8 protein-coding genes are annotated in these 12,854 nt (G+C 60.9%); 1 reads left to right on the top strand and 7 read right to left on the bottom strand.

Annotated features, from left to right (window positions below):
• Window positions 1-172 precede the first annotated feature (172 nt).
• The gene (gene putA / locus AWH62_RS16240; RefSeq protein ID WP_143743110.1) at window positions 173-3,298 is read right to left on the bottom strand and encodes a bifunctional proline dehydrogenase/L-glutamate gamma-semialdehyde dehydrogenase PutA; all 3,126 of its coding nucleotides are present in this window, start codon (window positions 3,296-3,298) and stop codon (window positions 173-175) included.
• Between the two features lie 502 nt (window positions 3,299-3,800).
• Here putA and AWH62_RS16235 point away from each other — a divergent pair.
• The gene (locus tag AWH62_RS16235) at window positions 3,801-4,868 is read left to right on the top strand and encodes a glycosyltransferase family 1 protein (RefSeq protein WP_075191605.1); all 1,068 of its coding nucleotides are present in this window, start codon (window positions 3,801-3,803) and stop codon (window positions 4,866-4,868) included.
• 187 nt (window positions 4,869-5,055) lie between these two features.
• Here the strand turns inward: AWH62_RS16235 and AWH62_RS16230 are convergent, their stop codons facing one another.
• The 6 genes from AWH62_RS16230 to AWH62_RS16205 form a co-directional block, all read right to left on the bottom strand.
• Window positions 5,056-5,814 carry an FkbM family methyltransferase gene (locus AWH62_RS16230; protein ID WP_083635271.1) on the bottom strand — a complete coding sequence of 253 codons (759 nt, stop codon included), beginning with the start codon at window positions 5,812-5,814 and terminating at the stop codon, window positions 5,056-5,058.
• Between the two features lie 69 nt (window positions 5,815-5,883).
• Window positions 5,884-6,675, bottom strand: a complete 792-nt coding sequence (locus AWH62_RS16225; protein WP_075191536.1) for an ABC transporter ATP-binding protein — start codon at window positions 6,673-6,675, stop codon at window positions 5,884-5,886.
• Window positions 6,676-6,683: 8 nt separating this feature from the next.
• The gene (locus AWH62_RS16220) at window positions 6,684-7,511 is read right to left on the bottom strand and encodes an ABC transporter permease (protein WP_075191535.1); all 828 of its coding nucleotides are present in this window, start codon (window positions 7,509-7,511) and stop codon (window positions 6,684-6,686) included.
• 148 nt (window positions 7,512-7,659) lie between these two features.
• Complete coding sequence (glmS, locus tag AWH62_RS16215) at window positions 7,660-9,480, bottom strand: glutamine--fructose-6-phosphate transaminase (isomerizing) (RefSeq protein ID WP_075191604.1); 1,821 nt, start codon at window positions 9,478-9,480, stop codon at window positions 7,660-7,662.
• Between the two features lie 201 nt (window positions 9,481-9,681).
• The gene (locus tag AWH62_RS16210; protein ID WP_075191534.1) at window positions 9,682-11,202 is read right to left on the bottom strand and encodes a phosphomannomutase/phosphoglucomutase; all 1,521 of its coding nucleotides are present in this window, start codon (window positions 11,200-11,202) and stop codon (window positions 9,682-9,684) included.
• A gap of 81 nt (window positions 11,203-11,283) precedes the next feature.
• Window positions 11,284-12,594, bottom strand: coding sequence for a UDP-glucose/GDP-mannose dehydrogenase family protein (locus AWH62_RS16205; protein ID WP_075191533.1), 1,311 nt, complete (start codon window positions 12,592-12,594; stop codon window positions 11,284-11,286).
• Window positions 12,595-12,854 lie beyond the last annotated feature (260 nt).

Here is a 12,854-nt window from a genome sequence, read left to right as displayed (position 1 = left end):
CCAGCCGACCCAACATATAGTGGATCAAAGGCGGGGCGCTGGTCAACGGGGAGAATGATCCTTGAGCGGATTTTTTGGTTAACAAACCCCTAATAAGATATGCGCCCCGTCACACATCGTTAACGGGGCGCATCTCCGTGTCCAACAAGGATTAACAGCCGTTAACCCTGGCTCAGTCGAGGTTCAGCAGTTCCGGGTCGCCGCCCTGGGCTGCGATGTTGATCGTCACCGTCCGCTCACCGGCGAAACGGTGAAGATAGTGCGGCCCGCCCGCCTTGGGACCCGTGCCAGACAAGCCTTCTCCGCCAAACGGCTGCACCCCGACAACCGCCCCGACCATGTTGCGATTGACGTAGATATTGCCGGCGGGGACCAGCGACTGAATTTGCCTGTGGAAAGATGCAAGACGCGAGTGGATGCCGAGGGTCAGGCCATAGCCCTTGTCCGCGAGCTCAGCCGCAATGGCCGCCAATTCCTTGCGCTTGTATCGCACGACGTGAAGAATCGGCCCGAACACTTCGCGCTCCAGCAGGTCGAGCGAGGGCAGTTCCACCAGGGTCGGTCCGAAGAAGAAGCCGCTGTCGAACCTGTCACCGACATCAATCTGCTTGATCACCCGGGCTCCCGCCTCCATGCGCTCGACATGGCGCAGCAGGATCTCCCGGGCCTCATTGTCGATCACCGGGCCGACATCGGTCGCCGGGTCGGCGGGGTCACCGACCTGAAGCTCGTCCATGGCACCGGCCAGCCCCTCGATGATCTCGTCGGCCGTGTCTTCCGGCAGGAAGATGACCCGCAGGGCCGAACAGCGCTGCCCGGCCGAGCCGAAGGCAGACTGGATGGCGTCGTCGATCACCTGCTCCTTGAGTGCCGTGGTGTCGACGAACATGCCGTTGAGACCACCGGTCTCGGCGATCAGCGGTGCAATCGCGGTCTCCCGTGCCGCCAGCGAGCGGTTGATCAGGCGCGCCACCTCGGTCGAGCCGGTAAAAGCAACGCCGGCGGTGCGCGGATCGGTCGTCAGCGCCGCCCCGACAATCTCACCGCGCCCGGGCAGGAGGTGCAGCACGTCGGCCGGCAGACCGGCCTTGTGGAACATCTTGACGGCCTCAAAGGCGATCAACGGCGTCTGCTCGGCCGGTTTTGCGAGCACGGTATTGCCCGCCGCCAGCGCCGCAGCGACCTGACCGGCAAAGATCGCCAGCGGGAAATTCCACGGGCTGATGGTGACGAAGACACCGCGTCCCTTCATGCCGAGATGATTGGTCTCGCCCGCCGGCCCCGGCAGGCGCACCGCGCTGTCGAACTCGCGCTCGGCCTGTGCCGCATAATAGCGGCAGAAATCGACGGCCTCGCGGACTTCGGCGATCCCGTCGGCCAGGGTCTTGCCGGCTTCGATCGCCATGATCGCCAGCAGGCGATCCATCTCGGCTTCCATGGCATCGCCCATGGCCCGCAGGATGGCGCCGCGAGCCTTGCCGCCGCGGCGGTCCCAGCCCGGCTGGGCGGCAACAGCACTGTCAAAGGCGGTGTTCACATCATCGACCGAAGCATCGACCACGGAGCCGACCTGGCGCGACATGTCGACCGGCGACATGACCTGGTGCGCCGCTCCGTCGACCTCATGCCCGGCCACCAGCGGTGTGGCATTGAGCTCGTCTTCCCGATTGAACGCCTCGAAGGCGCGGGCAACACGCTGCCGCGCAGCGGCCTGCGACAGGTCGAGTCCGGTCGAATTGGCACGGTCCTCGCCATAAAGATCCTTCGGCAAGGCGATCTTGGTGTGGCGATCGATTGTCTTGGCGACCTCGAACGGGCCGCTGGCGACCGTCTCGACCGGCACTTCCGGATCGAGGAAGGAATGCACGAATGAGGTGTTGGCGCCGTTCTCCAGCAAACGCCGGACGAGATAGGGCAACAGGTCTTCATGGCTGCCGACCGGCGCATAGACCCGCACCGGCGTGTCCGGATTGATCTGGGCGTCGGCCTGATAGAGCGCCTCGCCCATGCCGTGCAGGCGCTGGAATTCATAGGACTCGACACCGGCCTGCTGTGCCAGCTCGCGCACCGCCGCCAGCGAATGTGCATTATGGGTCGCGAACTGGCCGTAGATCGCCTCCGGGGCCGCCAGGATGACGCGGGCACAAACCAGATAGTTGAGATCGGTCGCCGGCTTGGTGGTCCAGACCGGAAAATCCGGCCAGCCGTTCTGGTGCGCGTATTTGATCTCGCTGTCCCAATAGGCGCCCTTGACCAGGCGCACCATGAAGCGGCGCCCGGTGGCGCGACCCAGCTCGATCAGCTGTTCGATCACCCGGCGGGTGCGTTTCTGATAGGCCTGCACGGCGAGACCGAGACCGTTCCAGTCGGCCAGCTCCGGCGCCCGGGCCAGCTTGTCGAGCAGTTTCAGCGAAAGGATGAGCCGGTCAGCCTCCTCGGCGTCCAGACAGAAGCCGATATCATGCGACTTGGCGGCAATCGCCTGTTCCAGCACCAGCGGGTAAAGCTCTTCGAGCACCCGCTTTTCCTTCACCGCGTAGTATTTCGGGTGCAGGGCCGAGAGTTTCACGGACACACCGTGCACGCTCTCCACCGGCCCGTCGCGCCGCGCCTTGCCGACCGCGGCAATCGCTTCGAGATAGCGCTTGTGATAACGCGCCGCGTCCTTGGCGGTGCGGGCGCCCTCGCCAAGCATGTCGAAGGAGCACAGCTCCCCCTCGCCCTTCTTGGCGCGCTTGAGGCCTTCCTTGATGGTCCGGCCCAGTACGAATTCCTCGCCCATGATACCCATGGCGCGGAAGACGGCGGCGCGGATCACCGGTTCACCCATTTTCTGGGTCAGCTTGCGCAGATAGGTGCCGGGGCTTTTGCGCGCTTCCGGATCAACATCGATCAGATTGCCGGTCAGCATCAGGCCCAGCGTCGAGGCATTGACCAGCCAGCTTTCCGAGCGGCCCATGTGTTCCGCCCAGGCACCATCGGAAATCTTCTCGGCGATCAACTTGTCGGCGGTGGCCGCATCGGGCACGCGCAACAAGGCTTCGGCCAGGCACATCAGCGCCAGGCCCTCGCGGTTGGACAGGGTGAATTCCTGCAGGAAGCTGTCCATCAGCCCGCGTGCCTTGGTGGTCTTGCGCGCCGTCCTGACGAGGTCGATCGCAGCCGTACGCACACGTTCGCGCGCCGCTTCGTCAAGACCGGTCGCCGCGGCGAGGTCACGGACCGCCGCCGTTTCATCGGCGAATTTCACCGAATCGAGATCATCCCATCGCATCATGTCACGAGCCTGGACATTCATGGCTGAAACTCCCTATTCAGCAAATGAACGGCGCGGACAATGGTCCGGGGTTTTGACAAGGGCAAGCGAAGTCTTCCGCTCTTTTGTCTTCGGGTTCAGTTGCCTTGAACGGTCCAAACAGGGAACGCCCTTCGACTTCGAGCCAAACATTGCGCGGCGACGGGTTCAAGCCCGCAGCGATCACAAATTTCTTGCCCGTCAGGGCCACGCCGGCGCCGATGTCTCCCAGCGCCTGGTCACTGCATTTTTCCGATGGTCGGCGCCAACCGCTTTCTTCGCTTCAAGCCGCGCCATTCACCGCTATGCTGTGCGCCGACATTGTCAGTCCGCCCGGCTGGGCGCGGCTGACCACCCGCACGACCCGGCGCCGCGCGCCAGACCGATACAGGATGCCATGACCGACGCAATCCCCACCCCATCCAAGGCGGCCGATACCGACAACGAGATCGACGACGAGATCGACTCCAATACCGACAATGGCGATGATCGTCCCCAGCGTATCATGCTGGTGACCGACGCTTGGGAACCGCAAGTCAATGGTGTGGTCCGGACACTGTCGCGCACGGTCGAGGAATGCCGCGCCATGGGTCACCAGGTCGAGGTCATCCATCCCGGCCTTGGTTACAAGACCTTCCCGATGCCGACCTATCCCGAAATCAAGCTGGCGCTCGGTGCCCGCAAGGACATCGCCCAACGCTTCAAGGCCTTCGAGCCGGAAGCGATCCATATCGCCACGGAAGGTCCGCTCGGACTGGCCGCGCGGCGTATCTGCGTGAAGTGGAAGCTGCCCTTCACCACCAGCTATCACACCAAATACCCCGAATATATCAATGCCCGCTTCCCCTTCATCCCGGTCGGGTTGGGCTACGCTTTCATGCGCTGGTTCCACAATGCCTCTGGCCGGGTCATGGTCACCACACCGTCGATGCGCGACGATCTCGCTGCGCGCGGTTTCAAAAATCTGACCGCCTGGGCCCGTGGTGTCGATGTCGACCTGTTCAATCCGGACAAGCGCTTCGTCGGCGGCGAGGATGTCTATGCCGGCCTCGAGCGCCCGATCTATGTCAATGTCGGCCGGATCGCGGTCGAGAAGAATATCGAGACCTTTCTCAAGCTCGACCTGCCCGGCACCAAGGTGGTGGTGGGTGACGGCCCGCAGCGTGAGGAATTGCAGGAGCGCTATCCTGACGCGGTCTTCCCGGGTCCGAAATTCGGTCCCGAACTGGCGCGCTGGTTCGCCGATGCCGATGTTTTTGTCTTCCCCAGCTGGACCGACACATTCGGTCTGGTCAATCTGGAGGCGATGGGTTGCGGTACACCGGTCGCGGCCTTCCCGGCCCATGGCCCCAAGGACATCATTCCCGGATCCGGCGGTGGCTTCATCAATGATGATCTGCGCCAAGCCTGTCTCGATTGCCTCGAGATCGACCGCGCGGCCCCGCGCGCCCACGCCGAAAAGCATTCCTGGCGGCAATGCGCGATTGATTTCGTGAAAAACCTGAAGCCTCACCCCAAGCCTGAACGTCGCCGCTTCTGGCGCCGTCTGCGCAAGCGCAAGACGCTGTACTAGCGGCGTCTCGCAACAGCCGGTCCCGCAGTGTTGGTTTGGGGCGCTTTATGACAACCAAGCCAATGCCGCCGGGGCGGGGCTTGGTGAAAAATGGACGGTGGGTGTTTGAGGCGAGCGTCGCGCCTCGCATCCAGGCAGGTGGGTCTTTTTCAAATTAGTTTGACATTAGAACAACGTTCGCGGGTTCTTATGTAAAAATTTGGTACTTTGAAGAGTCGAAATCATTTCCGAGTATCGTTCCAAATTTGCCATCGTACAAATCTTTTCTAATAAATATCAGATCGACTTGCCATAGAGCATCATCGAAATAGCAAGGCTCTACTATATCAAATATTTGAAACTCTTGATCTGACATAAATGACATGACTTCCAGAATGTTATCTTTAGTAGCCTCAACAATGACAGAAGAGCATTTCGATAGAAAAATGTTCGACCCTTTCAATACGCCGATCTCGCTACCATCCGTGTCGATCTTTAGAAGGCAGTTTTCGACTGGCCCGAATTGGTCAAGGCAAGAATCCAGAGAAATCACCTCGACGCTTCGTTCGCTTCCGTTTTCGCCAACCACCTTGATGTGTGCGCTCGAGTTCAGGGAGCCCGGCTCGCCCAGGATGCGCATTGATGCGACGCCGTCTCCGCTGCCGACGGCTTTTGGGACCAGTGTGTAGTCAAGCTTGCTATAGGCTTGACTGATGACGTCCGCACACTCTGCAACTGGTTCGAACAGGAAGTGATGCACGTCGGGAAAACTATCGATGAGTTCGAAAGTGCCGTGCAACACGCCCACGTCAACGACAGCATCCACAGGGATTCCGCGACGGCGCAGCACTTGGAGCGATTCCAGCTTTCTGGGGGAGCGGGCTGACCTGGCCAATCCCAACCGTCTGCGAACTCGCCGGGCGAATCCGACAAGATGCTTCAGTGGGCCTTGTGAAGTGGCAGTCACGTGTAACTAGCTCCGCTAATTTTTGAACGCTGCGGGCGTCAGGCCGCCGCATTCCTGGTCACTCTGCGGTTACGCTTTGATCGTACTCCGACCATTGCCCAGAGCCTCATACGCGGCGAGAACTTGATCAATCGGGCCGTCCATATGCACTTTGCCATCGTGTAGCCAGAGTCCTCTGGTGCAATTTGTCTGCAACAGGCTGGCGCTGTGAGAGGCGAGCACCAGGATGCCGGCACGCCCGACGAATGTCGCCATCCGCTCGTTGGCGGCCTTGCGAAATTTCGCGTCGCCGGCAGACAACCATTCGTCGAGAATGAGGATATCCGGTTCGAAAGCAGTGGCGATGGCGAAATTCAATCGCATGCGCATGCCGGCAGAATAGGTGTCGACCGGGAGATCGATGAACTCACCCAGTCCGGCGAAGGCCGCGATTTCTGCTCGACGTTCCTCGATTTCCGCACGCGTTCGCCCCGACGCAAGCCCTCGCAAGGTGATGTTCTTGTTGCCGGTTGCCTCGCTGCGCATGCCCAGATTGATGTTGACCAGGCTGGTTCGTTGCCCCTCGACGACAATCGAGCCTTTTTCCGGGGGATAGATGCCAGCCAGAGCCTGGAGCAGCGTGGTTTTCCCCGAGCCGTTCGCCCCGACCAAGCCCAAGCGCTCGCCTTCATGTACCTCGAACGAGATGCCATCGAGGGCACGAACACCCTTGATGTATCCCCGACCATCGCGGACCAAGCGCTGGGTGCCACCAAAACCTTCAGCTGCATCGAGCGGTGCTGTCTGGGTGTCGAGCGAACTCCGCGCACGATTGAACAAGGGATAGGTGAGGGTGAGGTCCTGAACGAAAATGTGAGACATGGCTGATCTTATAACCAATACGGCAAGCGGCGGCGGAATATGGCCGCTGATAGTGCGGCCGCCACCCAGACCGCGACGGTCACCCCGAAAACCACCAACCAGCTTGTCATTCTCGGCATCTCTCCCAAAAAAGGAGCTCTGAAAATTTCGACATAGTGCGTCAAGGGATTCAAATCCGCCGCAAACGCGCGGGCTCCATCGAGTCCCTCGCGCACCCACAGTATTGGTGTAACAAAAATCAACAAGCGCGTGATGGAAGCCACCAAGTGTCCGGCATCTTCGAAACGAGCCGCAATCAGGCCCAGCAGATATTGGGCGGCAATGGCGTTCAGTACATAAATTGCGAGCGCAGGTATGGCCATCAGCGTAATCAAGCCGGGAGTCCAGCCTGACCATATCATGATTGGAAACACCACGGCCATTTGAAGAGAAAAAGTCACGAACGACCGAAACAGGCTCCGGTAAACATGCACTGAATAGGGCAAGGACATTGCCTTGATCCAAACACGGGACGACGTGAAAACTTGGCAGCCGTCGAGAAAATTCCCCGAGATGAAGATGAAAGCCGCATAGCCCAACGCGACGTAGACGATGAAATTTTCCATTTCGCGGCCTGACAGGGCGGAAAAGAAAAACGACACGCCGCAGACAAACATCAGGAAGGACAGGACGATCCAAGACACGCCGAGCATGCTGCGCCGGTAGCGTTGCTGGATTTCGTCCCAGGCAAAGGTTCGCCACAGCTCGACCATCAAGAGGCCTGCCCACAAATCGTCCCAAAAGCCGCGAACACCACTGGCAGCGTGAAGGTCATACCGTCTGTTCTGGATGTTCATGGCTTGTCGCTACAGTTCGGTGGCTGCGATGTAATCAACGCTGACCTAAATGACCCGCGAAGCGGTGTCCATCCTGTTCGGTGGCCAGCTGGGCAATTCGAACCGGCCGCACAGACGACGGGGAAATGCCCACGGGGCTCCGGTTTTGTCACTCCACCGTCACCGATTTGGCGAGATTGCGTGGCTGGTCGACATCCGTCCCTTTCAGGGAGGCGATGTGGTAGGCCAGCAACTGGATCGGAATGGCGGTCACGAGCGGGCGGACGATTTCCGGACAATCCGGCATCGCCAGGATATGCGACGCCACGCCGTCCGCTTCCTCGGCGCCCTTTGCATCGGTGATCAAGATCACCTCTGCTCCGCGCGCGGCGACTTCCTGGATGTTCGATAATATCTTCGCGAACAGCGCATCATGGGGCGCCGTCACCACGACCGGCTTGCCCTCTTCAATGAGGGCAATGGGGCCATGCTTGAGTTCCCCGGCGGCATAGCCCTCGGCATGAATATAGCTGATTTCCTTCAGCTTCAGTGCCCCCTCCATGGCCAAGGGGTGATAGGTGCCGCGGCCCAGGTAAAGAACATTCTCTGCTGACGTCAGGCGGTGCGCAATCTGTTCGATCTGAGGCTCGATTGCCAGAACGCTATTGATCAATCGCGGCGCCTCGAGCAGGGCCTGTACAAGTTTGTGCTCGGTCGCCTCGTCGAGTTGGCCACGCGCCCGGCCCGCACCAACAGCAATACAGGCGAGCGCGGCGAGCTGCGCGGTGAACGCCTTGGTCGAGGCCACCCCGATTTCCGGGCCGGCATCGGTCATGGCGACGACATCCGCCTCGCGGGCGATAGACGACTCCGCCACATTGACGACAGCCAGGGTGCGGGCCCCGACTTCACGGCAATAGCGCAGTGCTGCCAGTGTGTCGGCTGTCTCACCGGACTGGGAAACGAACAGCGCCCCGTCGCGCGCAGAAATGACCGGCTCCCGGTATCGAAATTCCGACGCAACGTCGATTTCGACTGCCAGCCGCGCATATCGTTCGAACCAGAATTTCCCGATGGATGCCGCGTAGAAAGCCGTGCCGCATGCGGTCGCGACCATTCGGTCAATATTGGCCCAATCCAGCAGGGTGCCAGTCCGGAGCCGACCTGCATCCAGATCGAGATAACGCGACACCGTGCGTGCGATCACATCCGGCTGTTCATGGATCTCTTTCTCCATGAAATGGCGGTACGCGCCCTTGTCTGCGAAACCGGCAATCGCCCGCGAAATCTGCACCGGCCGCTCCACCGTGAGGCCGTTCGTGTCAACAATGCTCGCTCCGTCGGCTGTCACAACCGCACGATCACCCTCTTCGAGGTAGATGACCCGGTTGGTCCAGCCGGCGAGAGCCATGGAATCGGAGCCGATATAGCCTTCCCCGTCGCCCAAGCCGATAACCAGCGGGCTGCCGGCCCGCGCCACCCAGATACGCCCGGGCACATCGGCATTGATTGCCGCCAATGCAAAGGCGCCGCAAAGCCGATCGACCGCGGCGTCGAATGCCGCGTCCATTGTACAACCCGAATTGAGACCCGAATTGATGAGGTGGGCGACGACTTCCGTGTCGGTCTGACTTTCAAACGTGAATCCCTCGGCTATCAGGGCTTCCCGGAGTTCAACATAATTCTCGATGATGCCGTTATGGATGATCGCGACGGGTCCGGAGGCATGCGGGTGCGCATTTGCCTCGGTCGGGGCGCCGTGTGTCGCCCAACGCGTGTGACCAATACCGACAGGTCCGTCGAGCGGATCGGTCGCTATCCGGGCTTCCAAAGCGGAGATTTTTCCCGACGCGCGCCGTCGCTCCAGGCCCGATGCAGACACCACGGCGACCCCCGCAGAATCATACCCGCGGTATTCAAGGCGCCGAAGCCCGTCAACAAGCCGCGCCGTGACCTGACCCGACCCTGCAATTCCCACGATTCCGCACATCACCGACTCCCGATCCATCGCGCCAGCAGGCTGCCGCGCGCCGAGTTAAACAATACTGACCAGACAAGTAGCATGACGCACCGGGGCCATGCAGACGCGTGCAGTCAACAAGTGCTGCAGGAGATTACAACCTGAGCCCGGCGTTACATAGCCAGGTTGGCGACAGGTCAAGAATTGGCCATGCCGGTCCCAAGCCCGCCGTCAAATCTGCTGGTCGAAAGCACCGACCTCCGGGTGGGCACCCAGCTCAGCCTGGATTGTCGAGAACACGGCTTTCACATCGTCCGCGCTCACCGGGCTTTCGACCACGACAACAAGATTGGGGGTGTTCGAGGAAGCGCGAACCAATCCCCAAGCACCGTCTTCGAGCGTGAAGCGGACGCCGTTGACGGTGTTGACGTCGACAATCCGGCGCCCCGCAATGCGCTCGTCGCGGTCTGCCTTGAGCTTGTAAGCGGCCACAATCCGCTCCACCACGTCATATTTCACCTCGTCCGCGCAGGCCGGTGACATGGTCGGTGAGCCATAACTGACGGGCAGGGCGCGGCGCAGGTCGGCCATCGACCTGTCGGGGTTGCGATCCAGCATCTGCAGCACTGCGCGGGCCGCGATGAGTCCGTCATCATAGCCGCGGCCGATCGGTGGCTGCAGGAAGAAGTGCCCGGACTTCTCGAAGCCCGCGAGCGCGCCCAATTCCTTGGAGCGACGCTTGATATAGGAGTGACCGGTTTTGAAATAATCCGTCTTGCAGCCATGCTCGGCGAGGATCGGGTCAATGGTGAACAGGCCGGTTGATTTCACGTCAACCACGAAGGTCGATCCCGGGTGCAGCGGCGCGAGATCGCGCGCCAGCATCAGGCCGATCTTGTCGGCGAAGATTTCCTCGCCCTCATTGTCGATCACACCGCAGCGATCACCATCACCGTCAAAGCCGAGGCCGACATCGGCGCCATGCTCCAAGACGGCGTCGCGCATCGCGTGCAGCATCTTCATGTCTTCCGGGTTCGGATTGTAGCGTGGGAAAGTATGATCGAGTTCGCAATCCATCTCGATCACCTCGACACCCATTGCCCGCAGCGCTTGCGGGGCGAAGGCACCGGCCGTGCCATTGCCGCAGGCCGCAACGACCTTGAGTGGCCGCTGGATCGCGACACCTTCGGCGACGTCGGCAAGATAGCGCTCGGTAACGCCCGTTTGGCGCACATAGCCACCGCCGCTGCGGGTCCGGCCCTCGCCGGCAAGGACAATCTCCTTGAGCCGGCTCATCTCGTCAGGACCAAAGGTCAACGGACGGTTGGCGCCCATCTTGACGCCAGTCCAGCCGTTGGAGTTATGACTGGCCGTGACCATCGCTACGCAGGGTATGTCGAGGTCGAACTGGGCGTAATAAGCGACGGGCGACAGCGCCAGGCCGATATCATGAACCTCGACGCCCGCCGCCATAAGGCCGACTTCCAATGCCTGCTTCACGCTCAGCGAATAGCTGCGGAAGTCATGGCCAACAACGATTTTCGGGGCAACACCGAGTTCGTGGATCAGCGTCCCCAAACCCATCCCCAGCGCCTGGACGCCGTACAGGTTGAGGTCGGGTGGAGTATCTGATCCGGGGTGCCCGAACCACCAACGCGCATCATACTCGCGAAAACCGGTTGGCTTGATCAGGGCTTCGGTTTCAAACTCCCAGGAATTGGGCGTCAGCTTGGCATGGGGCTTGGTCGTCATGGGAACACCGCTTCTTGTGTGACAGGCAGGGTGGATCTCGCGACGAGCGCAGCCCGACGGGCTGCACCCGTCGGGCTGTGATCAGCCGTTGGGACGTCCGACGCTGGTATAGGCAAAGCCGGCATTGGTGGCTTCGTCCAGCGTGTAGATATTGCGGAGGTCGACAAGCACGGGGGCTTTCATCGTCGACTTCAGGCGTTTCAGGTCCAGCGCGCGGAACTCGTTCCACTCGGTGATGATGACCAGAACGTCGGCGCCTTCGGCACAGAAATAGGGGCCGGAGACAAACTCGACATTGTCGAAGAGTTTTTCGGCTTCCACGGTGCCGGCCGGGTCAAAGGCCCGGATGGTCGCACCGGCACGCTGCAAGGCCGGAATGATCTCGAGGCTCGGCGCATCACGCATGTCGTCGGTATTCGGCTTGAAGGTGACGCCGAGCACCGCCACGGTTTTGCCCTTAACATCGCCACCGCAGGCGGCGATGACCTTGTCGGCCATGGCGCGTTTGCGGGCATCATTGACCTCAACGACCGTCTCGATCAGGCGCAGCGGCGCCTCGTGATCTTGGGCCGTGCGGGTCAGTGCCAGCGTGTCCTTGGGGAAACAAGAGCCGCCATAGCCGGGTCCCGCATGCAGGAATTTCCCGCCGATACGGTTGTCGAGCCCGACGCCCTTGGCAACTTCCTGGACATTGGCGCCGACCTTTTCGCACAAATCCGCAATCTCGTTGATGAAGGTGATCTTCATCGCCAGGAAGGCGTTGGCGGCGTATTTGATCAGCTCGGACGTGCGACGCGACGTGAAGACGATCGGCGTCTCGTTGAGGAAGAGCGGGCGGTAGAGTTCATTCATCGAGGTGCGAGCGCGGTCATCATCGGTGCCGACAACGACGCGATCCGGCCGTTTGAAATCATCAATCGCGGCGCCCTCGCGCAGGAATTCCGGGTTTGAAACGACGGCGAAATCAGCGTCGGGTCGCGTCTCGCGAATGATCCGCTCGACTTCATCACCGGTGCCCACCGGCACGGTCGATTTGGTGACAACCACCGTGTAGCCATCCATGACTTCCGCAATTTCCTTTGCGGCAGCATAGACATAGCTGAGGTCGGCGAAGCCATCGCCGCGGCGCGACGGGGTGCCGACGGCAATGAAGACCGCGTCGGCAGCCTTCACGGCTTCGGCAAGGTCCTGGGTGAAGGAGAGGCGACCTTCACGCACATTGCGCTGAACGAGCAGGTCAAGGCCCGGCTCATAGATCGGAATGCCACCGGAATTCAGCGTTTCAACTTTGCTGGCATCCTTGTCGACACAGACAACTTCATGCCCGAAGTCAGCGAAACAGGCTCCCGACACCAGTCCGACATAGCCGGTTCCGATCATTGCGACGCGCATGATTATTCCCTCCAGTTCCGATCAATGCCGGTATCGCCGACAGGACAGCGGGGCGCAAGGAGGTAATGCCGCGAAATCTCCGCATATCCCTGCAGTGCCAGCAAAGCTTCAAATGTCCGGCGAAAAGCCAAACAAGCGCCGGGATTGTCAACAGCGCAGCGACAAAAAAAACGGCACAGCGCGGGTTCGGCGGGTCACAGGCGAGCGGGCGTGCAGGCGCCGCCACGCATTCGCGATGATGTTGGATCCATTTTTCAGAT

It is taken from the genome of Maricaulis sp. W15, assembly GCF_001924955.1.
GTDB classification, from domain to species: Bacteria; Pseudomonadota; Alphaproteobacteria; order Caulobacterales; family Maricaulaceae; genus Maricaulis; species Maricaulis maris.
This window is presented reverse-complemented; position numbering and strand designations above follow the sequence as displayed.